A 25732-nucleotide genomic window follows, 5' to 3' on the forward strand; every position below is an offset into this window, starting at 1 on the left:
AATGCATCGTTACCGCAGCCATACCTGTGCCCAGTTGAGGAAAAGCGACGTCGGCTCTTCCGTTCGCCTTTCGGGCTGGGTGCATCGCGTACGCGATCATGGCGGCCTGCTGTTCATCGATTTGCGCGACCACTATGGCCTGACGCAGATCGTCGCCGACCCGGATTCGCCGGCTTTCAGGATTGCCGAGACGGTGCGCGGCGAATGGGTCGTCCGCGTCGACGGCGAGGTCAAGGCCCGTCTGGCCGAGACCGCGAACGCCAATTTGCCGACCGGCGAAATCGAGGTTTTCGCGCGCGAGATCGAAGTGCTGTCGGCGGCCAAGGAACTGCCGCTGCCGGTGTTCGGCGAGCCGGACTATCCCGAGGACATCCGTCTCAAATACCGCTTCCTCGATTTGCGCCGCGACACGCTGCACAAGAACATCGTGGCGCGCACGAAGATCATCGCCGAGATGCGCAAGCGCATGGGCGAGGTCGGCTTCACCGAATTCTCGACGCCGATCCTGACCGCTTCGTCGCCCGAAGGGGCGCGTGATTTCCTGGTGCCGTCACGTATCCATCCCGGCACCTTCTACGCGCTGCCGCAGGCGCCGCAAATATACAAGCAATTGATCATGGTGTCGGGCTTCGACCGTTACTTCCAGATAGCGCCTTGCTTCCGCGACGAGGACCCGCGCGCCGACCGGCTGCCGGGTGAATTCTACCAGCTCGACCTGGAGATGAGCTTCGTCGAGCAGGACGACGTTCTGGCGACAATGGAGCCGGTGATGCGGGGCGTGTTCGAGACCTTTGCCGCCGGCAAGCCGGTGACGCAGGAGTTTCCGCGCATCGCCTATGACGTCGCCATGCGCAAATACGGCACTGACAAGCCGGACCTGCGCAACCCGATCGAGATGCAGGCAGTCTCCGAACATTTCCGCGAGTCCGGCTTCAAGGTGTTCGCCAACATCCTTGCAAACGACCCGAAGGCCGAGGTCTGGGCCATTCCGGCCAGGACCGGTGGTTCCCGCGCTTTCTGCGACCGCATGAATTCCTGGGCGCAAGGCGAGGGCCAGCCGGGCCTCGGCTATATCTTCTGGCGCAAGGAGGGCGAGAAGCTCGAAGGCGCCGGTCCGCTCGCCAAGAACATCGGCGAGGAGCGCACCGAGGCAATCCGCCTCCAACTCGGGCTTGCCGATGGCGACGCCGCCTTCTTCGTCGCCGGCGACCCGAAAAAGTTCGTCTCGTTCGCGGGCGCGGCACGCACCCGCGCCGGCGAGGAGCTGAACCTGGTCGATCGCGACCGTTTCGAACTGTGCTGGATCGTCGACTTTCCCTTCTTCGAATGGAACGAGGATGAGAAAAAGATCGATTTCGCGCACAACCCGTTCTCGATGCCGCAGGGCGGCATCGATGCGCTCAACGGCGAGGATTTGCTCGGCATCAAAGCGTTCCAGTATGACATGGTCTGCAATGGTTTCGAGATCGCTAGCGGAGGCATCCGCAACCATCTGCCGGAAACCATGGTCAAGGCATTCGAGACTGTCGGGCTCAACCGCGAGACGGTCGAGGAGCGCTTCGGCGGCCTCTACCGCGCCTTCCAGTACGGCGCACCGCCGCATGGCGGCATGGCGGCCGGCATCGACCGCGTCGTCATGCTGCTGGTCGGTGCCAGGAACCTTCGTGAAGTGACGATGTTCCCGATGAACCAGCAGGCCTATGATCTGTTGATGAGCGCGCCGTCGGAAGCCAGCCCGCAGCAGCTTCGCGAATTGTCGCTGCGCGTCGCAGTGACCAAGAAAGAGGGTTAAAAACCTCCCGCAACCGACTCTAAACGCTGTCGTTTTGCGCTGCCCCTCATTGCCTTGCAGGGCATTTCTCCCCGTATGGTGACGGGGAGAAAGACACTGTCACGAATGATTTCGCCAACTGCCAGCGTTGCAAGATGGGCGCCAACGTCGCGGGCGTCTCCCTTCTCCCCGTCACTATACGGGGAGAAGGTGCCGGCAGGCGGATGAGGGGCGGCGCTGACGCCCCGCCCCAATCAGTCTTCGTTCGCCTTGACCGTCACGCCAAGCGTCCTCGTCAGGTCCGCCGGGTTGGACATGGCGCCTGCCATGATCAGCGCGAACGGCACCGCTGCCGGTGGCTCGGCCAGGATCTCAATGCTCTGCGGATCGTCGAGATATTTGCCGACCGCAGCCGACACCTGCGCCGTCAATTCCGGATTGTTGAGCTGCGCCATGCCGAAAGGCACGACCGCCTTGGCCTGGTTGGCGATGTCCTTGCCGGACATGCCTTGCTGCTTGCCGACATAGTCCAGCACCTTGTTGGTCAGCGAATCGTCGTCGAAGCGGATCGAAGCGCTGTTGAACGAAAGCTGCTGCAAGACGCCAAGCATGGCCATGCCTTGCGCCGAATTGTCGGCGCCTTCGGGCTGCGCCGCCATCTTCTTCTGCATCTCCTGCAGCGACTTGATGACGTCAAGCGTGTAGCCGCCGAAACCGAAGGTCATGCCGAGCGTTCCGGCATTGTCGACGGAGATGTCGTACTTCGACAGCTCCATCTTGCCGTCCGCAGGCTGCCAGGTGCCCTCCATCGCAAGGTTTCCGGTGATGTTCTGGTAACCAAGCGCGTTGATCACCTCCTTGGATTTCGGGTCCTCGACCAGCGTCAGGTCGGCATTGAACTTTTCCGTGGTGCCGGAAAACGCCATCGCCTTGCCGTCGGCTGGCGGGGTGATTTCGATGGCGAGCCCGTCCATCGAGAAGGCGGTCTTGTCGGCGACCTTGACCGTCATGTTGTCGAGCTCGGCCGATTCATACATCATCATTGAACCGAGCGGGCCTGTGGCGCCGTCGGCCGGAACCGTCATGTCGTGGATGATGAAGGGGCTGAGGTCGAGCGTGACGCCGTTTTCGCTGTGCTGGAATGCCGAAGTCGAGACGGTTTCGATTTCATAACCGCCATTGGCTTCGGTCACGCCTTCGAGCTTGATGTCGCCGATCTTGAGCGCTTCCTTTTCGGCCGCCGGTTTGAGGGCCACGCCCTGCAGCACCATGCTGGAGGCATCGCCCGTCACCCCGGTCCAGGAGATGTCGACGCCCTGCGCGGCGAGAGCCGCCTTCAGCCGGTCGGCGACCGCCGCATCTTGCGCGAGGGCCGCATTCAGCGGCAGCGTCAGCAGCAAGGTCGAAAAAGCGAGTTTGTTGAGTGTCGAGCGTCTGATCGTCATCGCGGTTCCCTGAGAGTGTGCTGAAGATTTTTCAATTTGTTGCGCCGTCACCCTTCCGTGACGAACTGGACGGGAAAAAGGCGTTCCGCCGCACAATGGTCGAAAACCACGGCGAAAGGCAAATCCGATCCATTGCCATAGAAGCGGGATGTAACCGAGTGATGTTGCTGGCATCCAGTTCGCATTGCGCAAGAGGCTGCCCCATTCAGGCGCCTCTTGCCGCGAATCACCCGCTCGGCTAGTCCCAACCTATGGGAAAAAGGCTTTTGCCGCCTGGCGATGGCGGTGGCGACAACATCGAGCCGGTCGATCTGAAGAAAGCGCTGGAAGAGCGCTATCTCGCCTATGCGCTGTCGACCATCATGCACCGGGCGCTGCCGGATGTGCGCGACGGGCTGAAGCCGGTCCATCGCCGCATCATGCATGCCATGCGGTTGCTCAGGCTCAACCCCGACCAGGGCTTCGCCAAATGCGCCCGCATCGTCGGCGAGGTGATGGGCAAGTTCCATCCGCATGGCGACCAGTCGATCTACGACGCGCTTGTGCGGCTGGCGCAGGATTTTTCGATGCGCTATCCCCTGGTCGACGGCCAGGGCAATTTCGGCAATATCGATGGCGATAACGCTGCCGCCATGCGCTACACCGAAGCGCGCATGACCGACGTGGCGACCGAGCTGCTTTCCGGCATCACCGAGAATGCGGTCGACTACCGGCCGACTTACAATGAGGAGGACGAGGAGCCGGTCGTGCTGCCCGGCGCCTTCCCCAACCTGCTCGCCAACGGCTCGTCCGGCATCGCCGTCGGTATGGCGACCTCGATCCCGCCGCACAATGCCGCCGAGCTCTGCGACGCCGCCCTGCACCTGATCGAGCAACCCGATGCGCCGGTGACGGCGTTGATGGATTTCGTCCAAGGCCCGGATTTCCCGACCGGCGGCATCATCGTCGACAGCCGCGCTTCGATCCTCGAAGCCTATGAGACCGGTCGCGGTGGTTTCCGCGTCAGGGCGAAATGGAGCCAGGAGGACCAGGGCAGGGGCACCTGGAGCATCGTCGTCACCGAAATCCCCTATAGCGTCCAGAAGGCGCGGCTGATCGAAAAGATCGCCGAGCTGCTGATGGCGCGCAAATTGCCGCTGCTCGAGGACATCCGCGACGAGAGTGCCGAAGACGTCCGCGTCGTGCTGGTGCCGAAGAGCCGTTCGGTCGATCCCGGCATCCTGATGGAATCGCTATTCAAGCTGACCGAGCTCGAAAGCCGCTTTCCGCTCAACATGAACGTCCTGTCGCGCGGCAAGATACCCAACGTGCTGTCGCTGAAAGGCGTACTCAAGGAATGGCTGGAGCACCGCCGCGAGGTGCTGATCCGCCGCTCCAGGCATCGCCTCGGCGAGATCGAAAGGCGGCTGGAGATCCTCGCCGGCTATCTGATCGCCTATCTCAACATCGACGAGGTGATCAGGATCATCCGCGAGGAGGACGAGCCCAAGCAAGTGATGATGGCTCGCTGGTCGCTCACCGACAACCAGGCCGAAGCCGTCCTCAACATGCGGCTGCGTGCCCTGCGCAAGCTCGAGGAATTCGAGATCCGCAAGGAATTCGACGGTCTCACCACCGAGAAGAAGCAGATCGAGGCGCTGCTTGCGTCCGATGCCAGGCAGTGGGCGACGATCAAGTGGGAAGTCTCCAGCATCCGCGAGAAATTCGGACCGGAAACCGCGCTCGGCAAGCGCCGCACCCAGTTCGCCGACGCCCCCGAACATGACCTGACCGACATAGCCCATGCCATGATCGAGCGCGAGCCGGTCACCGTGGTCGTTTCGGAAAAGGGCTGGCTCAGGGCGATGAAAGGTCACCTGACCGATCATTCGTTGCTGACCTTCAAGGAGGGCGACAGCCTCAAGCTCGCCTTTCACGCCCAGACCACCGACAAGGTGCTGGTCTTCACCACCGGCGGCAAGTTCTACACGATCGGCGCCGACCGGCTGCCGGGCGGGCGCGGCCATGGCGAACCGATCCGCATCATCGTCGACATGGACAACGACCAGGATATCGTCACTGCCTTTGTCCATGATCCCAAGCGCAAGCTGCTGCTGGTGTCGCACGACGGTAACGGCTTCATCGTGCCGGAAGAGGAAGTCGTCGCCAACACCCGCAAGGGCAAGCAGGTGATGAACGTCAAGGCGCCCGACGAGGCCCAGCGCTGCATGCCGGTCGCCGGCGACCATCTCGCCATCGTCGGCGAGAACCGCAAGATGCTGGTCTTCCCGCTCGCCGAAATCCCCGAGATGGGGCGCGGCAAGGGCGTTCGCCTGCAGAAATACAAGGATGGCGGCGTCCTCGACCTCAAGACCTTCACGCTCGCAAGCGGTCTATCCTGGCAGGATTCTGCCGACCGCACCTTCATCAAATCACGTGAAGAGCTGGTCGAATGGATCGGCGCCCGAGCCTCGGCTGGACGCATGGTGCCGAAGGGATTCCCGAGGACGGGGAAATTCGGGTAGGTAATCTCCCCCCTTGAGGGGGAGATGGCCGGCAGGCCAGAGGGGGTCCCTGCGCATGAAGCGCCAGCCTCCTTGGTTCATGGTAAGGGGTCGCGTCTGAACGTTCCGATCCCCTCTGTCGCCTTCGGCGACGTCTCCCGCTAGAGGGGGGAGATTAGCAGCATTTGGAATGTCGTCACGATTGCTGCACTATCATGGTGCATAAGCATCGCTACATAGAGCGCGGACACACGCGTTTGGGAGAAATGGGCACTTGAAGGAAACGAGGGTTCGGAAACCGGAAGGGCAGCAACGCCTGTTCGGCCTGTCGACGCCGGTCAGATCCGCGGTCATTCCGCCGCTGTCGGCGGCGCGGTGGCTGCTGGTGCTGATCGTTGCCGCCGGGGTCTATTTCTTTCATGGTTTCCTGGTCCCGGTGCTGGCTGCTCTGGTCATCGCCTTTGCCAGCTGGCCGCTCTATCGGCGGTTGCTTGCTGCCGTCGGCGGCAACCGCACGGTCGCCGCGACATTGGCGATCCTGTTCATCCTGACCTTCCTGGTGGTGCCGATCGCGCTCGCCGGCGCCTACGCCAGCAACGAAGTCCGCGAATGGGTTGGCTGGGCGATCGAGACCAACCGCCATGGTGCGGTGACCCCGCACTGGATCGCCACGCTGCCGGTGGTCGGCGACTGGCTGAACGAGCAGTGGACGCGCAATCTCGGCCATCCCGGCGGCATCGGCGAACTGATCCAGCTGATCAGCGGCGCCAACATCGGCAGCATCTACCGCGGCGTGCTGGCCGCCGGCGGCAGCGCCTTCGGCCTTCTGCTGGCGCTGCTGTTCATGATGATCGCGCTGTTCTTTGCCTATCGCGACGGCGAGCATTTCGCCGGCCAGGTCGACCGTCTCGGCGAACGCATCCTGCCGACCAGGTGGGAGCGGATTTCACGCGTCGTGCCGGCGACGATTTCCTCGACGGTGACCGGCATGACCATTATCGCCATCGGCGAGGGGGTGGTGCTGGGCGTGGCCTACTGGCTGGCCGGCGTGCCGTCGCCGGTGACGCTGGGCGCCCTGACCGGCATCATGGCGCTGATCCCCGGCGGCGCACCGCTGTCCTTCACGCTTGTTTCGATCTATCTCGCCGCCAGCGGCTCGCCGATGGCCGGTTTGGCGCTGTTCATCTGGGGAAGCGTCGAACTGTTCATCGTCGACAAGACATTGCGGCCGAAGCTGGTCGGCGGCCCGATAAAGCTGCCGTTCCTGCCGACCTTTTTCGGCCTGGTCGGCGGCGTCAAGACGATGGGCTTTCTTGGCCTGTTCATCGGTCCGGTGCTGATGGCGTTGCTGGTCGCGATCTGGCGCGAATGGCTGCGCGAGGTGGAATTGGCCGACGAGCTTGCCCCCGCAGCGCCGGCGGAACTCGAAGGGGCGCCGCCGCAAATCGAAATCGTTGCCGAGAAGAAGTCTCAGGCCGGGTGACGGACTGCAAGGCTGGCGCGGCGTTTTCGCCCCTCAAGCAGCTGCCATAGCGAATGCACAACCAGCGTGACGATCAGGATCGCGCCGCCGATCAGGCTGTTGCGCGACGGCGTCTCGGCAAAGATCATCCACATCCAGACCGGCGCCAGCACGGTTTCGAGCAGATAGAACATCGCCACTTCCGGTCCCGAAATATATTTCGGTCCGTTGGCGAGGCAGAAGAACGAGATCGGCATGATGACGGCGCCGTTGAAGATGATCCACCATGGCGCGTTTACCTGAAACCCTTCGCCCGAAACCATGAACGCCGCGACGGCCAGGGGCAGGATCACGCCGATCAGCGAAGCGAACCCCATGTCCTTGCCGCTGGCGCGCGAGATGGTGATGGCCAGCGCAATGAAGAAAGCCGAGCACAGCGCCATGAGATCACCGAACAGGTGGCCGGTGCCGATCGAATCGCCGACGATGATCGCGACGCCGACGATCATGACCAGCATCGCCATCACGGTGACCAGTCGCGGCTGCTCCTTCAGGAACAGCCAGGACAGCAGCGCCGCGAACACGGCGTTGAAGGCCAGGATGAAGACCAGATTGGCGGTCGTGGTGTGATAGATACTGATGACGAAGGTAACCGAGGTCAGGCCGTAGCACAGGGCGACGACGAGCCCTGACCAGCCGGGGATGAGCTGGGGCGCGTTACGGCTCAGCGAGCGCCACACAGCCCAGATGATCAGCGCCGCGACCAGGGTGGTGCCGGTGCGCAGCAGGAGGATCGTCCATGCGCCGCCGTCGGCGAGCCGGATCAATGGAATGTCGATGGTCAGCGTCAGCCCGCCGATGGCGGTGATGAGAAGGCCTTTTTGATGATCGTTGTGGGACGACATGGCAGTTCCCGCAATGAATTTGGAGGCAGGCGCAAAATTGGCCCAGCGTCTGGCGTTTCAGCCAGGCAGCCGAAAACCAGAAGCATCCTCCTTGAAGCAGTTTAAGGATGGTTGGCGAAAGAGCGGATCAGCGCGAAACCGCTTCGTGGTCGTAGCGTTCCCAGCCTTTCGGGCCGAGATGCTCCTGCGGCATGAAGCGCATCTTATAGTTCATCTTGCGCGAGCCGTTGACCCAGTAGCCAAGATAGACATGGGGCAAGCCCATCGCCCTGGCGCGAGCGATGTGGTCGAGGATCATGAAGGTGCCGAGCGAGCGGTCCTCGAAGTCAGGGTTGAAGTAGGAATAGACCATCGACAGGCCATCGGCCATCTTGTCGGTGAGGGCGACTGCGATCAGCTCGCCCTGGCCCTTGCCGGTGATAAAGCTGTCGGGGCCGCGGCGCCGGTATTCGATGACCTTGGTGTCGACATGCGTGTCCTCGACCATCATGGCGTAGTCGAGCACCGTCATGTCGGACATGCCGCCGCGGCGATGGCGGGCATCGAGATAGCTGCGGAACAGCGAATACTGCTCGGTCGACGGTTGCGCGTCGTGCATCGCGCCGATGAGGTCTGAATTGTGCTGTATCACCCGCTTCATATTGCGGCTGGCAGTGAATTCCTGCGCCAGGATGCGCACCGAAACGCAGGCGCGGCAAGTCTCGCAGGCCGGCCGGTAAGCGATGTTCTGCGATCGCCGGAAGCCGCCTTGCGTCAACAGGTCGTTCATCTCCGATGCCTTGTCGCCGACCAGATGCGTGAACACCTTGCGCTCGAACTGGCCCTCAAGATACGGGCATGGCGACGGCGCGGTCAGGAAGAACTGCGGCGACTGGGTTGGATGCTGCGTCATCGACCCTTGGAAACACTCCTGCGAATCATTATACCTTTGGCGCGCACGGCGAAAAATTCAACAGGATTGTGAAAGCGTGGCTACCGGACGCCTTCACTTTGCACATAAATGCTCGCTGGGACTGGTGAAAAGCTGTTTCAGCGGTCACTGCGGCTGACCACCGTGCCGAGCAGCAGGTCGTGCAGCGTGCGCTTGCGGTCGGCAAACAGCGACACCAGAAGGACCAGCGGCGTCAGGATGACGTTGCCGGCCCAGAACAGAACCGAATGCACCACCGCCGTCAGCCCGTCGATGCGGGTGCCGTCCAGACGGTCGAGCCGGATCCCCATCATCTTCATGCCCGTCGTGGCCTGGTCGGCGCTGCCGAGCGTGTTCCAGATGTAAAGGATGGCGACGGCCGGCACGAGGATGGAAAACAGCATCCAGCCAAGGCCAAGCGTCAAAATCCCGAGGAAGAACACCAGGATCGCGAACGGAATGGTGAGCAGCGCGACGATGCAATAATCGATGATGAAGGCGAGGACACGCCGCGTGCGCACGCCATCATAGGCCCTGACATCATCGAGCCTGCTGATTTCGCCGTCGAGAACGCGCGCGTTCATGTCATTTCCTCGCAATCAGGCCCGGCATAGGGTGCGGACCGCCTGGTGTTGAAATGGTGAAGTCCTGCGGCGGAATCAAGATCGAGCCTTTTTTCGGCCCTGCTACCGGAGGCAACGCCGAATGTAGACTGGATCGGTTGAATTTGCAGCACGGATGACGTTAGTTTGCTGCAGCGCAACAAATACGGCAAATGCGCCCAAGGGGCGAGGGACAGGGCCAATATGGACTACGACATGCTGGTCATCGGCAGCGGGCCCTCAGGGCGCCGCGCCGCGGTGCAGTCGGCCAAGCTCGGCAAATCCGTGCTGGTGGCCGACAGGGGCCGGCGCCTTGGCGGCGTGTCCGTGCATACCGGCACCATCCCGTCGAAGACCTTGCGGGAAACCGTGCTAAACCTCTCGGGCTGGCGCGAGCGCGGCTTCTACGGGCGCGGCTACCGGGTCAAGCAGGATATATCGGTCGGTGATCTGATCGAACGCCTGCACAAAACGCTCGATCACGAGGTCGAGGTGCTGCAGCACCAGTTCATGCGCAACACGGTCAAGAGCGTGCGCGCCACAGTCAAGTTTCTCGGTCCCAACAGAGCCAGCCTGACGACGGATACCGGTGACTACAGCGAGGTCGGTTTTGCGCATGCGCTGATCGCGGTCGGCACCCGCCCGCACCGGCCGCGCGACGTGCCCTTCGACAAGATCCGTGTCTTCGACAGCGACGAAATGCTGGAACTCGAGCGCCTGCCGCGGACGCTGACGGTGATCGGCGCCGGCGTCATCGGCGTCGAATACGCGACGATCTTTTCGGCGCTTGACGTGCCGGTGACGCTGGTCGAGCCGCGCGACAGCATCCTCGATTTCGTCGACCGTGAGATCGTCGACGATTTCATCCATCAGATGCGCGACCGCGGCATGACGATCCGGCTCGGCAGTGCGATCAGGGAGATCGCCTCGAAACCAGACTATGCCGAGGTGACGCTTGCCGACGGCCGCAGCATACGCTCGGAGATGGTGCTTTATGCGGCGGGGCGCACCGGCAATGTCGGCGCGCTCGGCCTCGATGTGGTCGGCATCGAGGCCGACTCCCGGGGCCGCATCAAGGTCGACCCGCAGAGCTTCCGGACCAGTGCGCCGAACATCTATGCCGCCGGTGACGTCATCGGCTTTCCGAGCCTCGCCTCGACCTCGATGGAGCAGGGCAGGGTGGCCGCCTGCCATGCCTTCGGCGTGCCGTTGCCACCGCCGCCGGAAACCTTTCCCTACGGAATCTACGCCGTGCCGGAAATCTCGACCGTCGGCCAGTCCGAGGAGCAGGTGCGCGAGGGCGGCGGCGCCTATGAGGTCGGCGTGGCGCGCTTCCGCGAAACCTCGCGCGGCCATATTATGGGCGTCAACACCGGCTTCCTGAAGCTTCTGTTCTCGATCGAAACGCGCCGGCTGCTCGGCGCGCATATCGTCGGCGAGGGCGCAACCGAACTGATCCATATCGGCCAGGCGGTGATCAATCTCGGTGGCACCGTCGATTTCTTCGTCAACAACACCTTCAACTATCCGACGCTGGCCGAAGCCTACAAGATCGCCGGGCTGGATGCCTGGAACCGGATGGGGCGGGCATAGGGCGACGGGCTCATCAATTCGCCTGCGCGATGGCGGCTGCGGGGCCCGCCAGCCACTGCCTGACGATTTCAGCATCCCGGTCGCCGATTTCATGGCCGGAGCCGATGGTGTGGGCCTCGACCGCGGCGCCATGCGATTCGAGCGATGCGACCAACGCCGGCGCGAAGGGCGCGTAGGTCAGGTCATCTGCGCCGGCGATGATCAGCACGCGCGCTTTGGACAGATCGGCCGGGGGCACGTCGTCGAGCACCGGCATCGGGCGCAGCAACGCTGCCCGTTCGATGCGGCCGGAATGCAGCAGCATCACGCTCGAAACCAGATTGGCGCCGTTTGAATAGCCGAGGAAACTCGTCCGGGCGAGATCGAGACCGTGGCGCTTCGCGGCCGCGGTGATGAAGCCGGCGAAAGCGTCGGCCTCGGTGCGGATGCTCTCCTGTTCGAAGCGCGTCGGCGTGATCCGCGCGAACCAGCGGAAACCGTCCTCCTGGGCGATACGGCCACGCACCGTCACCAACACCGCATGCGGTGCGGTTTGCCGCGCCAGCGCCACCAGCGTCGTCTCGTCGACGCCGGATCCGTGCAGCAGGAAAAGGCATTCGCCGCTTGCATCCACGGGCCGGTAAAGTCGGTAGAAAAACGGCAGCTCGCGCCGCAAAAAGCCGTCTTCCGGAGGTTTTTCGGCCATATTGCATCCTTTTGATTTCGTGTGGTTTTTATTCATTTGCCGGCTTCAAAACGGAATATTTTCGAGCTCCTTCAAAGTTGATTGAACCGGGCGCATTTCAGTCCGTTTGTTTGCCGATATGCTCCTGCGGGAGGAATCGAAGCGGTGCGTCCGGCGGTCGCATCGATCGCGGCATGAACAACCAGCTTTGAGGCCTTTTATCGATGACCATGCCAATTTCACCGGATCGCGGGCCGCGTATCCCGGAGCGCGGCACGCGTGCCGCGGAACGCGATACGCGCATCGATGTGTTCCGCGCTCTCGCTCTGCTGATCATATTCGTCGATCATGTCCCGGGCACGGTTTTCGAAACCCTGACCTACAAGAATTTCGGCTTTTCGGATGCCGCCGAGGCCTTCGTGCTGATCTCCGGCACGTCCGTCACGCTCGCCTACGGCGCAAAATTCCAGTCCGGAGACCGGCTCCTGGCGACACTGAAATTGTGGCGCCGCGCCGGAGTGCTCTATGTCGCCCACATCGTCACGACGATGGCGGTGCTGGCCATCTTCTGCGGGGCGGCGATGTTCGCGAAGCGGCCGGACATGCTGACGCTGATCAACATCGAGCCATTGATCAGGGACCCGCAACATGTGCTGGTCGGCATCGTCATGCTTGGCCATCAGCTTGGCTACAACAATATCCTGCCGGTCTATGCGGTGCTGCTGCTGATGGCGCCAACCTTCCTGCTGTTCATCAGCTACCGGCCTTTCACGGCGCTCACCCTGTCCGGAACTCTGTGGCTGGTTGCCGGGATCTACCAGATCGCCCCGCCGAATTACCCTGAGCCCGGCTTCTGGTTCCTCAATCCGCTGTCGTGGCAGTTCCTCTTCAACATCGGCCTGGCGAGCATGCTGCACATCAGGCGCGGCGGCGCCATTCCGGTCAATCGCTGGCTGGTCGGCGCGTCGGCGGTCTATGTCGCGATGGCGTTGGTCTGGGTGCACAGCCCGCTATGGGGGCACGTGTCGTGGCTGAACCTGCCGGTGGTGCTGACCGGCTTCGACAAGACCTTCCTGTCGCTGCCGAGGCTGCTGCACATCCTGGCGGTGAGCTATCTGATCGTGGCGTTTCCTTCTGTCTCCAACCTGTTCCGCACCAGCCGCGATCATCCGCTCGCCCTATTGGGCAAGCGATCGCTGCCGGTTTTCATCACCGGCACGGTGATCGCCATGGCGGCGCAGGTGATGAAGCTGATCAACCCGGGCGGATTTGCCTATGACGGCCTGCTGATCGCCGCCGGCATCGCCATGCAGTTCGCGCTCGCCTATTATCTCGAATGGCTGTCTTCTATTGGCGGCAACAGCAAGTCGGTCCGCAACGCGGCGCCGCCGGCCCATGCGTCCTTCGGCGTGGGGACCATGGCGACTAGCAACCCCTAGAGATTTTTGCAGCCGAGTGGAATCACTTGGCGTCGCAGAAATGCGGCTAAAACAAATAGATAGAGCGGGATCCCAAGTTCAATTCGAACGCATCCCGCCCTAGTCCGGATAGTAATCAAGAATGTAAATTTTGCTCGATCCATGTAGAATTTTTGAAATCCCGATGCGATATAGACAAGATGAGAATGCGCATCGGGGCGTATAAAATGGGTCTAGTACAGGAATTCCTCAGGAGCAGGGGCGGCAACATCGCGGTCATGTCGGGCCTTCTGGCCGTTCCGCTTGTTGTTTCGCTTGGCATTGCCGTAGATTTTGGACGGGCGGTCGCCGCCAAATCGGACCTGCGTTCCCTGCGGGCGGGGCAAGAACACTGGCGAGGCGCAGGAAACCGCGCCACGTATTAAATTAATTTGACGACCGGGCTCAGGCTGCCTTGGGCGGCGGTCCCGAAGATGCCCTGACGACAAGCTCGACGCCAAGCGTCTCGCGCCGCACCGTGCCATCGAAATCGAGGATCGTTCGCGCCGCCCGGCGGCCGATCTCGACGATTGGCTGCGCGACCGTGGTCAGCGGAGGATCGCAAAGTGCGGCGTCAGGCACGCCGTCGAAGCCGACGACGGAGACGTCGCCGGGAACCGCAATGCCACGCTCGGCCAACCATTCGATCGCGACCATTGCGATCCGGTCCGACATCGCCAGGATGGCGGTCGGCTGCGCTGCCGAGGCGAAGATCGTTTTGAGGCCGGCCCTTGTGCTGGCTTCGTCGTTTTCGGTCTCGTATACCGGTATCCCGGCGGTATCGACGCCATACCGGGAAAACGCCTCGAAATAGCCGACGAGGCGATCGCGCGTGCCGGTGTAGAGGGCCGTCCGGACCTTCTCCGGCGAGACAAGGCCGGTACTGCCGTCGGCGAAAGGCAGCGCCAGCACGGCAAAGCGCCGATGGCCAAGCTCGGCGAGATGCTGCGCTGCCAGGCGGGCGCCGGCGACATTGTCGACGCCGATTGCCGAAACAGTGTCGTCGTCGAAGCCGAGCTCAAGCGCGACAAAGGGGAGTTTGCGTTCGCGCGTCAGTTCGACAAGCCGTGAGCCGCCCTCGATGCAGAACAGGATGAAGCCGTCGACCAGCGCGCTCTGGATGTTCCAGGCAAGTTTTTCCTGGTTGCCGGCCGATACCAGCGCTATTCCCGCGCCGGTGGCGTCACAGGCCTCGGAAATGCCGGCCATCATCGCGCGGGCAAAGGGATCATCGAAGAAATAGGACAGCGGCTCGGTCGTGGCGACGCCGATCGCGTTGACCTTGCCGGCGCGCAGCAGCCGACCCTTCGGGTCGGGACCGGCATAGCCCATCGCCTCGGCCGCCGCTTTGACCCGTTCGCGGACTTCCTCGCGCACGATCTCGGGACGGCTGAAGACGTTGGAGGCGGTGCCGTGCGAAACCCCGGCGGCCTTGGCGATGTCTGCCAGCCGGATTGGCCTTGTATTGCTTTCGCTGGATGATGCCATTTTCTGCCTCCAGCCTGCTATCTAGCATCTTTGTTGGATCGATTCAAATTTTGCTTGACATCAGCGTGATCCAAGCCTAGTTTTGAATCGATCCAATTTAAGTGTCGTCATTGGATCGATTCAGGAAGGAGCGAGCCATGCACCCCGTCAACTATCTGTTCGAAGACGTCTATCGCAACGACTGGAGCATAATTTCGAAGCCGGCGACCCGGACACGCCGCGGCAGCGCCGGCCCGTGGATCCGCGATCTTCGCTTTCTCGTGGAGCGCAGGCGGAGCTGATCGGCAGCACTTTTTCATGCCTGTCGATTGGATCGATTCAAATCTCAAATCGAAAAGGAAACCAAGCCATGCACCCGATCAATCATCTGTTCGAAGAGATCTATCGCAACTATTGGGGCATCTCGCCGGCCATCGACAGGCCGGAGCGGCGGCGACTGGCCAAGCCGGCGGCACGCAATCGCGACCTGCCGGTCCGGCCAAAGCGCCGGCAAAAGTGGCCATCGTCTGACTGACCGTCGTTTGGCGGAAACCGAATCCGGCCGCCTCAGGTGCGCGGGCGCTTCAGCGCCGAGGCCGCAACCGCCAGCCAGCCGGCGATGAGCAAGGTGCCGCCGATCGGCGCCGACATCGAAAAAAGCCGCGAGCCGAGGAAGTCGCGGGCAAGCAGATCGCCGCAGAACAAGACAAGCCCGACGAGAAGAATAAGGCTTGCGGTTCGCATGATCCGGTTTGCGCCAACGAGGCCGACGGCAAGGAAGACCGGTGCATGCATGAGCAGGAAGGTCGCGACCGTGCCGACGAAAGCGCCGCCCAGATGTGCCGCCGCGGCAGAAAGCGCTACACCGGCCGCGCCGCACAGGCCGCCGGCGAAAACGAGGATGCGGCCGATGCCGCTTGCTGGGTGGTCGGCTGTGCTCATGGCTTGGACTCCGTGAAGTGGCCCGCAAACGGTGTCAGGATTTGCCCGCCTGCACCAGCATGTCGCGTGCGCGGCGCGACTGGACCAGCCAATTATACGCCGCTCCGCCCGCCATCAGCACGGATGTGCCGAGAAACACCGCGCGCATGCCGAAATGACCGCCGACGAAGCCGCCGAGCAGCGGGCCGGCAACCTGTCCGACATACTGCGCCGAGATCGACAGACCGAGCACATTGCCGCCGACGCCGTCCGGAACACTATGGCGGATGACACTGGTGATGCAGGGCAAGAGGCCGCCAAGCGCGAGTCCCATCAGGAAACGCAGGCCGACGAGCTGCCAGCCCTGGGTGACGAAAGCCTGCGGGATCAGCAGCAGCGCCGAGACGGCAAGCGCCGCGATGATGACGTTCCAGTGGCCAACGCGGTCGGCGAGCTTGCCGAGACGCGAGGCCGACAGGATGGCGCCAAGTGCCGCCGCCGACATGACCACGCCGGACATCAGCGTGACCCGGCTTTGGTCCTCGATGATCTGCTGCACATAGACCGCGATGATCGGCTCGATCGACATGGTGGCGAAGCTCAGCAGCATGCCGGTCACCAGCATCGCGACGACCGGGCGCTTGTCCGGGATTTGCGACCAGCCGCCTTTCGGCTTCTCGGTCGATGCCGATTTGTCGGTTTCCGGGCGAGGGTCCTCCTTGATGAGAAAAGTAGTTGCCAGGAACGCCAGGAAAATGACGCCGCCGGCGAGCAGGAAGGTGGCGCGGATGCCGATCAAGGGCGGCAGCGCGCCGCCGAGCAAGGGACCGACGAGGCTGCCGCCGGTGATGCCGGCCGACAGCACGCCGAGCGCCCAGCCCGACCGTTCCTTCGGCGTATGCATGGCGACGAGAATGGTCGAGCCCGAGGAATAGCCACCGGCGAAACCAATCAGCAGGCGTAGCAGCACCAATTGCCAGACGGTCTCCACCATGCCGGTGAGCGACATGCAGACGGCCATGCCGAAACTGGCGCGCACCAGCATCAGCTTGCGGCCGTAGCGGTCGCCAAGCCGTCCCCACAGCGGCGCGACCAGCGCGGCGGCGAAGAAGGTCGCGCCATAGGCGATGCCGGACCACTGCACAACAGCCGCGTGGCCCTCGGCGCCCAGCTGCTCGACGTAAAGCGGCAGGAAGGGCAACAGCAGAGTCATGGCGACAAGCGTGCTGAACGAGCCGGCAAAGCACACGGCGAGATTGCGGCGCCAATGGATATTGTGGGCGCCTTGGGTGGCAGGGTCTTGCGGCATGTCTGTCCTGTCCTGCAGCCTCTCGACGGCATCATTGCACAAGAACTGGCGCGGCCTGCCTGCCAGGGGATTAGCAGCTTCGCGGCGTGATTGCGGTGGCAACCACTTTCGCGCTCGCTTCGCGAGCGGCGATGGCGTAAGAGCGGCGATGGAAAACAACCGATTTGAAACACCCGTGACCGTCAAGGGCGCGGCGGGAACCACTCAGCTCTTGCGCACGGCCCGCGAGGCTTCCGACTACCTCCTCAACAACTGGCCCGGCAAGCGCAGTCCAAAGCATCGCGAAGCGCTGCAGGCCTGCCATGATGCGCTGGCCGGCGACAAACCGGCAATGATCGCAAGGCGTGCCTTCATCGCCGCCGCCCGCGAAGTGAACGTTTTCGTCAGCGACAAGGCGCCGGTCTGAAGACGCAGCGAAATCTGATCTGATCCGCCTCGCGGGCCGGGTGCGCTTTTACTAAGGGGCAATCGCTTCAGCTTGCGCTGCCCTCTTGCCCTGCCGTCCTCCGCAGCAGCTGCGAAGGGTGGACCGGGCATTTCTCACCGGACGGGAGAAAGCGGCCTGCACCAAGGGTTTCGCCAATCTCCGGCGTTGCAGAAAGCGCGCCAAAGTTGCAGTCAGTTCCCTTCTCGCCGTCACTATGAAGCGATTGCCCTGCAGTTTACTCTGCGGTTTCCGTTTCGGTCTCGGACGTGGTCTCGTCTTCCGGCTTCGAACGTTCCTTGGCTGCAACCTTGGCCGCTTGCTTTTCCGCCTTCTTGGCAGCCTTCTGCCGGTCGCGTTCCTTGCGTTCCTGGCCGTAATTCGGTGCTCGCGCCATATCTCTTCCTTTCACAATCCCAAAGGTTCTTAGCCCTGCCTAGGAGCATTGGGCTACAAACACAACACCGCAAAGAGCGATCGGCTCCATGGACAGCCAGGCAGGCCGGCTGAACACGGTTCCGTGGCTTGCAAGATAGCCGGCACAATGGCGTAGGAGGGACCGGGGGGCAAATCACAAGCCGATTTTTCACCAAGTGACCGATGGCCACCCTTCAAAGAAACGCATAGAAGCTATTCTACTATGCGCGCAATGCCGTGCGCGATATCGCACCGCAGGCGCTGTTCCGCCGCAGGCTCGCCGGGTTGCTCGATCAGGCCAGGCTTTCGGACGGATCGGTCCGCGCGCGTCTTAACTGCTACAACAGATTGCAGGACGCTTTCGCGCCGAGCGGCGGGGCCGTGCCGGTCAGCCGGCTACCGAGAGGCCGGAGCATGTATTACTACGATCTGAAGGAATTTACCCGCTACTTCGATCCCGATTTGCGCATCGATCTCGAATTCGGCGACGTCGTCGACGTGCCTGCGATGCCGTCAATCGTCAAGGATCGGCCGATCGCCGGCGACAACAGCAACGGGGTGCTGTTCAAGCTCAACAAGTTCCGCCACTTCCACATGCCCGCCGACTATGTAGCCTTCGCGGACAAGCTTCCGGTTGCGGTGTGGCGCGGCGAGCTCAACAACCCGATAAGGACCTTGCTTCTGGAGGTTGCGCGCGATCTGCCCTTTTGCGATGTCGGAACGCCCAAACCGACGGCAGCGCCGGAATATCGCAAATCTTATCCGAGCATCGACCAGCAGCGGCGCTGTCGCTACATCATTTCGCTCGAAGGCAACGATGTGGCGATCAACTTGAAATGGGTCATGAGTTCGAATTCGCTGTGCCTGATGCCACCGCCGACATATGAGACATGGTTCGCCGAAAGCGAACTCGTGGCTGGTGTTCACTATGTGCCGCTCGAACCCGATTTCACGGATCTTGCCGAGCGGGTGCAATATCTCGAACGGCATCCGACTGAGGCCGAACGCATCGTTGCCGCCGCCAACGCCTATTGCCGCAAGTTCGCCGACGAGCGGGCCGAGCAGGCGATCTGCTTGCTCGTGCTCTACAAATATTTCGTGCTCCGCGGCCAGATCGAGCCTGATCCCGAGGTCTGGCGTTTTATTTCAGGCTAAGCCCGCGGCGACTTCGACCTGATCCGGATCGTTGTCAGATGTCCTCCCGGTCAAGAACCAGATCGGCCGGACCAAACCGGTCTTTTGCCGTGAATTGCTGGTGCCAATAGGGGTAGAGAACGGGCGGGCGGCTCACAGCGTCGAGGCGTGCGCGCTCATCGCTGGTCAGCACCAGGCCGGCTGCGGCGATATTGTCCTTGAACTGCGCTTCGGTCCGTCCGCCGATCACCAGCGAACTGACCGCGGGCCGGCCGAGCAGCCAGGCAAGCGCCACCTGCGCCGCCGAAACGCCATGGTTCTCGCCAATATGGGAAAGCACGTCGACGATCCGCCACAGCCGGTCCTCGTCGCGGATCGGCGGTTCGGTCCAGCCGCTGATCTGGCGGGCGGTGGCCTGGTCGCGGTGGTATTTGCCGGACAGCAGTCCACCGGCGAGCGGGCTCCATACCAGCACGCCAAGCCCCTGGTCGACCGAGATCGGCAGCAGTTCGTATTCGGCTTCGCGCGCTTCCAGCGTGTAGTGGATCTGCTGGGTGACGAAGCGCGGCTGGTGCTGGCGGTCGCTGATCCCCAGCGCCTTCATCACTTGCCAGCCGGAATAGTTGGAGCAGCCGACATAGCGGATCTTGCCCTGGCTGACGAGCGTGTCGAGCGCGGCGATGGTCTCTTCGAGCGGCGTCGTGCCGTCCCATTCGTGCAGGAAATAGATGTCGATGACGTCGGTCCTGAGGCGCTTCAGGCTCTTCTCGCACTCGCGGATCAGATGATAGCGCGACAGGCCCTCATCGTTGGGACCGTCGCCGATCCGCATGCGCGCCTTGGAGGCGATCAGCACATCGCCCTTGCGTTTGCCGCCGAGCGCTTCGCCGATGATCTCTTCCGAAAGCCCGTTCGAATAGACATTGGCGGTGTCGATGAGATTGATGCCGGCATCGATGCAGAGGTCGATCATCCGGCGTGCCTCGTCGAGATCGGTCTTGCCGACCGCCGAAAATGCGCCAGCGCCGCCAAAAGTCATGGTGCCCATGGTCAGCGTCGAAACCTTCAGCCCGGAACGGCCGAGTGTGCGGTATTCCATGTCAGATCCTCGCGATTGCGTTGAAAAGGGTGCTTTGAAGGTTGCCCGGGGAAACCTGGCATTTGTAGGACAATTCGAGCCGCTTGTCGTGCGTGCCAGGCAGGCTGATCGATCACATCTCGCGGAGTTGGGCGACCGGCGTGCGGGCCGGCTGCAATAAAACCGTCATTGCCGGCCTATATGCAAGTCGGCTCAATGTGTCCGATCTCGGCCGGCAGGCCGAGGCCGACGCGGGCGTGCACGCGGAGCAGCATAAATGACCGAAGCAAAACAGAATTCTCCCGCCAGGGACTGGCTGGAAGCGGAACTCGCCGACACGCTCGACGAGGACTACGAGCTGGAGATGTCGGAACCGGCGCTGTCGCTGGAAATCGCCAGGATCTACAAGAACGCGCATCCGCCCTCGATGGATCGCCTGCAATATTTTCGCGACCTGATCACGCTGCAATCCGAATTGATCAAGCTGCAGTCCTGGGTGGCTTACACCAGGAAGAAGCTGGTGGTGGTTTTCGAGGGCCGCGATTCGGCCGGCAAGGGGGGCGTCATCAAGCGCATCACCCAGCGGCTCAATCCGCGCATCTGCCGCGTCGTCGCACTTCCGGCGCCGACCGAGCGCGAGAAATCGCAATGGTATTTTCAGCGCTACGTGCCGCATCTGCCGGCAGGCGGCGAGATCGTGCTGTTCGACCGCTCCTGGTATAACCGCTCCGGCGTCGAACGTGTGATGGGCTTCGCCGAGCCGGACCAGGTCGAGGAGTTTTTTCGCGACGTGCCGGAGTTCGAGCGCATGCTGGTCCGCTCCGGCATCACCCTGGTCAAATACTGGTTCTCCATCACCGACGAGGAGCAGCAGATGCGCTTTCAGATGCGCATCCATGATCCGATGAAGCAGTGGAAGCTGTCGCCGATGGACCTGCAGTCGCGCGTGCGCTGGGAACAGTATACCAAGGCCAAGGAAGAGACCTTCGCCCGCACCAACATTCCCGAAGCCCCCTGGTTCATCGTCGAAGGCAACGACAAGAAGCGGGCGCGGCTGAACTGCATCGATCATCTCCTCAAGCAGATGCCTTATGAGGAAGTGCCGCACGAAGAGATCACGCTGCCCGATCGCGTCTTCAATCCAGAATACGAGCGCCAGGTGCTGCCGCGCGAGCTGTATGTTCCGGAGAAGTATTGAGGAGCGCGCCTCTTCCTTCTCCCCTTGTGGGAGAAGGTGGATCGGCGCGCAGCGCCGAGACGGAAGAGGGGTGTTGGAAGAAATGAGGCGCTGGTGATCCTGGCGCTGTGCGCCCGATTTGAACGTAGGTGTGCGCCAAGCTGGAACACCCTCATCCGACCGAGCTTCGCTCGGCCACCATCTCCCACAAGGGGAGAAGGGGGAACTTAACCAGGCTCACGCCCGCTCGATGGTGACATGCATGGCATTCGGCGTGCCCACCTGCTCGCTGCAGCGGTAGCCGAGTTTGACCATGTCGATGCCGGCAAAAAGGTTCTCGCCTGAGCCGAGCAGCATCGGCGATATCGCCAGATGCATGTCGTCGATGAGCTTTTCCCTCAGATATTGCCGGATCGTGGCGACGCCGCCGCCGAGCCGGACATCCTTGCCGTCAGCCGCGGCTTTCGCCTTTTCCAGCGCCGAGTGAATGCCGTCGGTCACGAAATGGAAGGTCGTGCCGCCCTCCATGACGATAGGTTCCCGCGGATGGTGGGTGAGCACGAAAACCGGCACATGGTAGGGCGGATTGTCTCCCCACCAGCCCTTCCAGGTGTCATCGGGCCAAGCGCCGCGGATCGGTCCGAACATGTTGCGGCCCATGATCCACGCGCCGATGTTTTCGAAGCTGCGCGTTACGAACGCGTCGTCGGTATCCGTGGTCCCGTCATCTTCGCCGGACATGTTGCGGAAGCTTCGGGTGCCGAACATCCATGTGTGCAGGGCTTCCCCGCCGACGCCCAGCGGCTCTTTCAGGTCCTGGTCGGGACCGGCGCCGAAGCCGTCGATAGATACGGTGAAAGCGTTGACGCGAAGCTTTGACATGAGGACCTCCCTCTAATCCAGTTGTGAAATGCAAGCAGTTGTTTCTATCTAGACCGATTGCGTTTTGCAAGCGGTATTTCGCTGCCGAGCAGAAAGCGGCTCGTTTGGCTCGCAAAGAAGGGGTAGTTGCAGCAGCTACTTGCGCCGCGACGCCTCGAGTATGCGCTCGACAGCTAGGCGGAGCGGCGACAGACTGTCTGTCACTACGGTCCAGACGATGGCGTCGGAAGTCTTGTGGTATTCGTGACGCAAAACGTTCCCAATTCCACGAATCTGTTTCCAGGGAATTTCTGGAGCAAGAGCGAGCAAATCGTCCGGGATGTGCCGGGTGGCTTCGGAGATAATCTCGATGCCGCGCTCCACGCCATGACGAAGCAGCCAGTCGTCACGAAAGTCGTCCAGAGTCTTGCCGGCGGTGGCAGTGCGGATGCCATCCAAAGCCGCCATGATCTCGGCCAGGATAGGCTCGATCCGGCGGACGGCCATCAGAATACGCGCACGGCCGATCGTTCGATCTCGGCCTTCAACATGGGATGAAGGCTGTCACGCGTGGTGATGTCGATTTCCGTTGACATCTTCTCTTCCAGAAATTGCTTGATCCCGACCAGGTCGATCAGAGAAAAGCGCCGCGCCGGGTCATAGTCGATGAACAGATCAAGATCGCTGTCCGGCTGGGCATCGTCCCGCGCTGCCGACCCGAACAGATACAGCGAAGTCGCGCCCATGCCTTTGATGGCATCTGCGTTTCTCTGCAACCGTTCGATGACCTCGTTCCTGCTCATGGGTCCATTCTAGCGGATTGCAGCAGAATCCCAAAACGATGCTTACCCCTTCAGCATCGCCGCCACTTCAGGCGCGAAATAGGTGAGAATGCCGTCGCAGCCGGCGCGCTTGAAGGCGAGCAGCGATTCCAGCATCGCCTTGTCGCCGTCGATCCAGCCATTGGCGGCGGCCGCCTTGATCATCGAATATTCGCCCGACACCTGATAGGCGAAGGTCGGCATCCGGAATTCGTCCTTCAGCCTGCGGATGATGTCGAGATAGGGCAGGCCGGGCTTGACCATCAGCATGTCGGCGCCCTCGGCGAGGTCCTGCTCGGCCTCGCGCACGGCCTCGTCGGAATTGGCATGGTCGAGATAGTAGGTCTTCTTATCGCCCTTGAGCAGGCCGGCGGTGCCGACCGCCTCGCGATAGGGTCCGTAGAAGGCGGAGGCGAATTTCGTCGCGTAGGACATGATCGCCACATCCTGAAAACCATTGGCGTCGAGCGCATCGCGGATGGCGCCGATGCGGCCGTCCATCATGTCGGAAGGGGCAATGATATCGGCGCCGGCAGAAGCCTGGATGACGGCAGCCGCCGTCACCTGCTCCACGGTCTGGTCGTTGACGATGATGCCGTCACGCAAGATGCCGTCGTGGCCGTGCGAGGTGAAGGGATCGAGCGCTGCATCGGTGATGATGCCGATCTCGGGCACTGCGCGCTTGATGGCGCGCGTGGCACGGTTGATGACGTTTTCCGGATCGAGGATGTGCGAGCCGGTCTGGTCGCGTAGGCCGAGCTCGACATTGGGGAAGGTGGCGATCGCCGGAATGCCGAGTTTTGCCGCGCGCTCGGCCTCCTTGACGGCAAGGTCGAGCGACAGGCGGAAGACACCAGGCATTGCGGCGATCGGTTCGCGGATATTTTTCCCATCGACGACGAAGATCGGCCAGATCAGATCGTCGACGGAGAGCCGGTTCTCCTGCACGAGGCGGCGCGACCAGTCGGCCTTGCGCATGCGGCGCAAACGGCGACTGCCGGTGATCTCGTCGACGCTGCGCGCGCCGGCAGGCTTTGCTGGGGTGAATTTGTTCATCGCCAAAACTCCGGATTGGCGGCTTTTAACACGAGCCTCCGCCGCTGACCAATGCGGCACGATAGTGCCAGGCACAAGCTGGATACCGGTATACGAGTTCCTGACCGTTGTTGCCGGACAGGATTGCGGCTTGGCATTGACGCAGCCATGCGCCACGCTTTAGCACTTCAGTCCCGGCGGCATTGGGCGAGGGATTCTTTAGGCGATGGATTTTGGCGGCGGCAACGAGATCCGCTTCGAACGACTGGGCAGCGTCGGCGTCGTCACGCTGACGCGGCCGCAGGCGCTCAATGCCGTCACCCATCGCATGGTCAAGGCGCTCGACAAGGCGCTGCGCGCCTGGGAGCGCGACGACGACGTCGATGTTGTCATCGTCAAGGCCGAGGGCAGGGCGTTTTCGGCCGGCGGCGACATCCTCCACATCTACGAGGCCGGCCGGGTGGGAAAGCCGCCGGTCGATTTCTTCGCCGACGAATACCGGCTGAACGCCCGCATCGCGCGGTTCGAAAAACCCTATGTCGCGCTGATCGACGGCATCGTCATGGGCGGCGGCGTCGGCGTCTCGTTCCACGGCTCGCATCGGCTGCTGACCGAGAACGCCCAGTTCGCCATGCCGGAAGTCGGCATCGGCTTTTTCCCGGATGTCGGCGCCAGTCATCTGTTGCCGGGCCTCGGTGGCAGCTTCGGCATGTATCTGGCCCTGACCGGAATCCGCATCCGCTATGGCGACGCTTTGTGGTCGGGCCTGGCGACGCACACGATCAAGGCGCAGGACCAGGCCGGCTTTCTCGACCGGCTGGTTGCGACAGGCGACCCTGAAGCGGCGCTGCGCGGCTTTTCCGTCCCGGCCCGGCGCGAAACGGACAGTCCGACACTGGAAGCCATCGCTCGCCATTTCGCGCAGCCGTCGCTGAGCGACATCATTGGCAGCCTGGAGCGCGCCGCACCCGCAGACGCGTTCGCGGCAAGGACGCTGGCGACGATCCGCACCCGCTCGCCGACCAGCCTGCATGTTGCCTGGCGCGAGATCAGCGCCGGGCTGACGCTGTCGATGGACGAGTGCATGCGGATGGAGTTCCGTATCCTCAACCGCATGCTTGCCGGCCACGATTTCTACGAAGGCATCCGCGCCGCCATCATCGACAAGGGCTCGTCGCCGCAATGGCGGCCGCCAGGCATCGACGACGTCAGTGCTGCCGACGTCGATGCCTATTTCGCTCCGCTCGGCGAACGGGAACTCAAGCTGTGAGCGAGGTCACGTCGAGACGCGTCGTGCTCCAGCCCTCGACGGTCGAGGTCATCTTCGCCTGGTTTCAGCGCGTCATCTCAGCCTACTGTCTGTTGTTCGGGATTTTGTACTGGATCCGGCTGATCGGCTTCTATCCCGGCTCGTTGTGGCGCTTCGACCTGATGCCGGTGCATTGGCAGGTGGCGGCGGTGACGCTCGCCGTCTTCTTTCCCTTCGCCGCCGCCGGTCTGTGGATGCTGGCCTCCTGGGGGCCGGTGATCTGGTTCATCTGCGCGGCGACCGAGACCGTCATGCATGCCGGCTTTCCCGAACTCTTCGGTCACCGGCCGCTGATCCTCGCCTCGCATGCGGCGGTGGCGCTGCTCTACATCGTCTTTCGCGTGGTGATCTGGATGCAGAAGCGCCGGAGCCGGCAATAGAGCATCTGACCGATGCTCTACAAGAATAGCCCACGCCTGCGGTTGGACGGGGCAAATTACCGTCCGCAATCATTGGCTAAATCTTTAGGTTAATCATCCTTGTTGGG

General features: G+C 62.4%; 27 protein-coding genes. 13 read left to right on the top strand and 14 right to left on the bottom strand.

Features of this window, described 5'->3' with window-relative positions; genetic code table 11:
• Position 1 precedes the first annotated feature (1 nt).
• A complete protein-coding gene (gene aspS / locus AC0L2B_RS21450; RefSeq protein ID WP_167366367.1) occupies positions 2–1792 on the top strand; it encodes an aspartate--tRNA ligase in 1791 nt (596 codons plus the stop codon).
• Between the two features lie 233 nt (positions 1793–2025).
• Here aspS and AC0L2B_RS21455 read toward each other — a convergent pair whose 3' ends face one another.
• Entirely contained in the window at positions 2026–3216 is a 1191-nt protein-coding gene (locus AC0L2B_RS21455; protein WP_473746740.1) for a hypothetical protein, read from the bottom strand.
• A 251-nt stretch (positions 3217–3467) separates the two neighbouring features.
• Between AC0L2B_RS21455 and parC the strand changes: the two genes are divergently transcribed.
• Positions 3468–5720, top strand: a complete 2253-nt coding sequence (gene parC / locus AC0L2B_RS21460; RefSeq protein ID WP_473746741.1) for a DNA topoisomerase IV subunit A — start codon at positions 3468–3470, stop codon at positions 5718–5720.
• 253 nt (positions 5721–5973) lie between these two features.
• Positions 5974–7182: an AI-2E family transporter gene (locus tag AC0L2B_RS21465; RefSeq protein ID WP_473493537.1), complete on the top strand. Its 1209-nt coding sequence runs from the start codon at positions 5974–5976 to the stop codon at positions 7180–7182.
• Here AC0L2B_RS21465 and AC0L2B_RS21470 read toward each other — a convergent pair.
• The 3 genes from AC0L2B_RS21470 to AC0L2B_RS21480 form a co-directional block, all read right to left on the bottom strand.
• Positions 7170–8066: a DMT family transporter gene (locus tag AC0L2B_RS21470; protein ID WP_473746742.1), complete on the bottom strand. Its 897-nt coding sequence runs from the start codon at positions 8064–8066 to the stop codon at positions 7170–7172. The genes AC0L2B_RS21465 and AC0L2B_RS21470 overlap by 13 nt on opposite strands.
• A gap of 127 nt (positions 8067–8193) precedes the next feature.
• Positions 8194–8958, bottom strand: coding sequence for an arginyltransferase (locus AC0L2B_RS21475; RefSeq protein WP_027154654.1), 765 nt, complete (start codon positions 8956–8958; stop codon positions 8194–8196).
• 137 nt (positions 8959–9095) lie between these two features.
• Positions 9096–9560 (bottom strand): RDD family protein, encoded by a 465-nt coding sequence (locus AC0L2B_RS21480; protein WP_023798430.1) that lies wholly within the window; start codon positions 9558–9560, stop codon positions 9096–9098.
• A 222-nt stretch (positions 9561–9782) separates the two neighbouring features.
• On the opposite strand from AC0L2B_RS21480, the gene sthA reads away from it, so the two are divergent.
• Complete coding sequence (gene sthA / locus AC0L2B_RS21485; RefSeq protein WP_473746944.1) at positions 9783–11171, top strand: Si-specific NAD(P)(+) transhydrogenase; 1389 nt, start codon at positions 9783–9785, stop codon at positions 11169–11171.
• 13 nt (positions 11172–11184) lie between these two features.
• On the opposite strand, the gene AC0L2B_RS21490 is transcribed toward sthA, so the two are convergent.
• The gene (locus tag AC0L2B_RS21490; protein WP_473746743.1) at positions 11185–11856 is read right to left on the bottom strand and encodes an alpha/beta hydrolase; all 672 of its coding nucleotides are present in this window, start codon (positions 11854–11856) and stop codon (positions 11185–11187) included.
• Positions 11857–12059: 203 nt separating this feature from the next.
• Here AC0L2B_RS21490 and AC0L2B_RS21495 point away from each other — a divergent pair, with 203 nt between their 5' ends.
• Together AC0L2B_RS21495 and AC0L2B_RS21500 are read left to right on the top strand one after the other, a co-directional pair.
• The gene (locus tag AC0L2B_RS21495) at positions 12060–13274 is read left to right on the top strand and encodes an OpgC family protein (protein ID WP_473746744.1); all 1215 of its coding nucleotides are present in this window, start codon (positions 12060–12062) and stop codon (positions 13272–13274) included.
• Between the two features lie 206 nt (positions 13275–13480).
• Complete coding sequence (locus tag AC0L2B_RS21500) at positions 13481–13678, top strand: TadE/TadG family type IV pilus assembly protein (RefSeq protein WP_473746945.1); 198 nt, start codon at positions 13481–13483, stop codon at positions 13676–13678.
• A 19-nt stretch (positions 13679–13697) separates the two neighbouring features.
• On the opposite strand, the gene AC0L2B_RS21505 is transcribed toward AC0L2B_RS21500, so the two are convergent.
• Positions 13698–14780 carry a LacI family DNA-binding transcriptional regulator gene (locus AC0L2B_RS21505; RefSeq protein WP_473746745.1) on the bottom strand — a complete coding sequence of 361 codons (1083 nt, stop codon included), beginning with the start codon at positions 14778–14780 and terminating at the stop codon, positions 13698–13700.
• A gap of 137 nt (positions 14781–14917) precedes the next feature.
• Here AC0L2B_RS21505 and AC0L2B_RS21510 point away from each other — a divergent pair, with 137 nt between their 5' ends.
• Positions 14918–15061, top strand: coding sequence for a hypothetical protein (locus AC0L2B_RS21510; protein WP_473746746.1), 144 nt, complete (start codon positions 14918–14920; stop codon positions 15059–15061).
• Positions 15062–15129: 68 nt separating this feature from the next.
• The gene (locus AC0L2B_RS21515) at positions 15130–15294 is read left to right on the top strand and encodes a hypothetical protein (RefSeq protein ID WP_473493544.1); all 165 of its coding nucleotides are present in this window, start codon (positions 15130–15132) and stop codon (positions 15292–15294) included.
• A gap of 32 nt (positions 15295–15326) precedes the next feature.
• Here the strand turns inward: AC0L2B_RS21515 and AC0L2B_RS21520 are convergent, their stop codons facing one another.
• On the bottom strand, positions 15327–15701 hold the full coding sequence (locus tag AC0L2B_RS21520; protein WP_473507377.1) for a DUF423 domain-containing protein: 375 nt from the start codon (positions 15699–15701) through the stop codon (positions 15327–15329).
• Positions 15702–15735: 34 nt separating this feature from the next.
• Positions 15736–16989, bottom strand: coding sequence for a multidrug efflux MFS transporter (locus AC0L2B_RS21525; protein ID WP_473746747.1), 1254 nt, complete (start codon positions 16987–16989; stop codon positions 15736–15738).
• A gap of 148 nt (positions 16990–17137) precedes the next feature.
• Here AC0L2B_RS21525 and AC0L2B_RS21530 point away from each other — a divergent pair, with 148 nt between their 5' ends.
• Entirely contained in the window at positions 17138–17395 is a 258-nt protein-coding gene (locus AC0L2B_RS21530) for a DUF982 domain-containing protein (RefSeq protein ID WP_023798420.1), read from the top strand.
• Between the two features lie 256 nt (positions 17396–17651).
• Here the strand turns inward: AC0L2B_RS21530 and AC0L2B_RS21535 are convergent, their stop codons facing one another.
• Positions 17652–17810 carry a hypothetical protein gene (locus AC0L2B_RS21535; protein WP_023798419.1) on the bottom strand — a complete coding sequence of 53 codons (159 nt, stop codon included), beginning with the start codon at positions 17808–17810 and terminating at the stop codon, positions 17652–17654.
• Between the two features lie 257 nt (positions 17811–18067).
• Here AC0L2B_RS21535 and AC0L2B_RS21540 point away from each other — a divergent pair, with 257 nt between their 5' ends.
• Positions 18068–18985 carry a glycosyl transferase family 90 gene (locus AC0L2B_RS21540; RefSeq protein WP_473746748.1) on the top strand — a complete coding sequence of 306 codons (918 nt, stop codon included), beginning with the start codon at positions 18068–18070 and terminating at the stop codon, positions 18983–18985.
• Between the two features lie 34 nt (positions 18986–19019).
• On the opposite strand, the gene AC0L2B_RS21545 is transcribed toward AC0L2B_RS21540, so the two are convergent.
• On the bottom strand, positions 19020–20063 hold the full coding sequence (locus tag AC0L2B_RS21545; RefSeq protein WP_473519494.1) for an aldo/keto reductase: 1044 nt from the start codon (positions 20061–20063) through the stop codon (positions 19020–19022).
• Between the two features lie 256 nt (positions 20064–20319).
• On the opposite strand from AC0L2B_RS21545, the gene ppk2 reads away from it, so the two are divergent.
• Entirely contained in the window at positions 20320–21240 is a 921-nt protein-coding gene (gene ppk2, locus AC0L2B_RS21550; protein ID WP_236389674.1) for a polyphosphate kinase 2, read from the top strand.
• A 216-nt stretch (positions 21241–21456) separates the two neighbouring features.
• On the opposite strand, the gene AC0L2B_RS21555 is transcribed toward ppk2, so the two are convergent.
• From AC0L2B_RS21555 to hemB, 4 genes are all read right to left on the bottom strand, one after another.
• Positions 21457–22101 carry a dihydrofolate reductase family protein gene (locus tag AC0L2B_RS21555; protein ID WP_473746749.1) on the bottom strand — a complete coding sequence of 215 codons (645 nt, stop codon included), beginning with the start codon at positions 22099–22101 and terminating at the stop codon, positions 21457–21459.
• 135 nt (positions 22102–22236) lie between these two features.
• Positions 22237–22587 carry a HepT-like ribonuclease domain-containing protein gene (locus AC0L2B_RS21560; RefSeq protein ID WP_473746750.1) on the bottom strand — a complete coding sequence of 117 codons (351 nt, stop codon included), beginning with the start codon at positions 22585–22587 and terminating at the stop codon, positions 22237–22239.
• The gene (locus AC0L2B_RS21565) at positions 22587–22883 is read right to left on the bottom strand and encodes a nucleotidyltransferase family protein (protein ID WP_091591582.1); all 297 of its coding nucleotides are present in this window, start codon (positions 22881–22883) and stop codon (positions 22587–22589) included. The genes AC0L2B_RS21560 and AC0L2B_RS21565 overlap by 1 nt, the downstream gene beginning before the upstream one ends.
• A 42-nt stretch (positions 22884–22925) precedes the next feature.
• Positions 22926–23957, bottom strand: coding sequence for a porphobilinogen synthase (gene hemB / locus AC0L2B_RS21570; protein ID WP_287054999.1), 1032 nt, complete (start codon positions 23955–23957; stop codon positions 22926–22928).
• A gap of 205 nt (positions 23958–24162) precedes the next feature.
• On the opposite strand from hemB, the gene AC0L2B_RS21575 reads away from it, so the two are divergent.
• Positions 24163–25206 carry an enoyl-CoA hydratase/isomerase family protein gene (locus AC0L2B_RS21575; protein ID WP_473746751.1) on the top strand — a complete coding sequence of 348 codons (1044 nt, stop codon included), beginning with the start codon at positions 24163–24165 and terminating at the stop codon, positions 25204–25206.
• Positions 25203–25625, top strand: a complete 423-nt coding sequence (locus tag AC0L2B_RS21580) for a DUF6163 family protein (RefSeq protein ID WP_128175993.1) — start codon at positions 25203–25205, stop codon at positions 25623–25625. Before AC0L2B_RS21575 ends, AC0L2B_RS21580 begins: the two co-directional genes overlap by 4 nt.
• The last annotated feature ends 107 nt before the right edge of the window (positions 25626–25732 follow it).

Source organism: Mesorhizobium sp. WSM4815, from assembly GCF_055811575.1.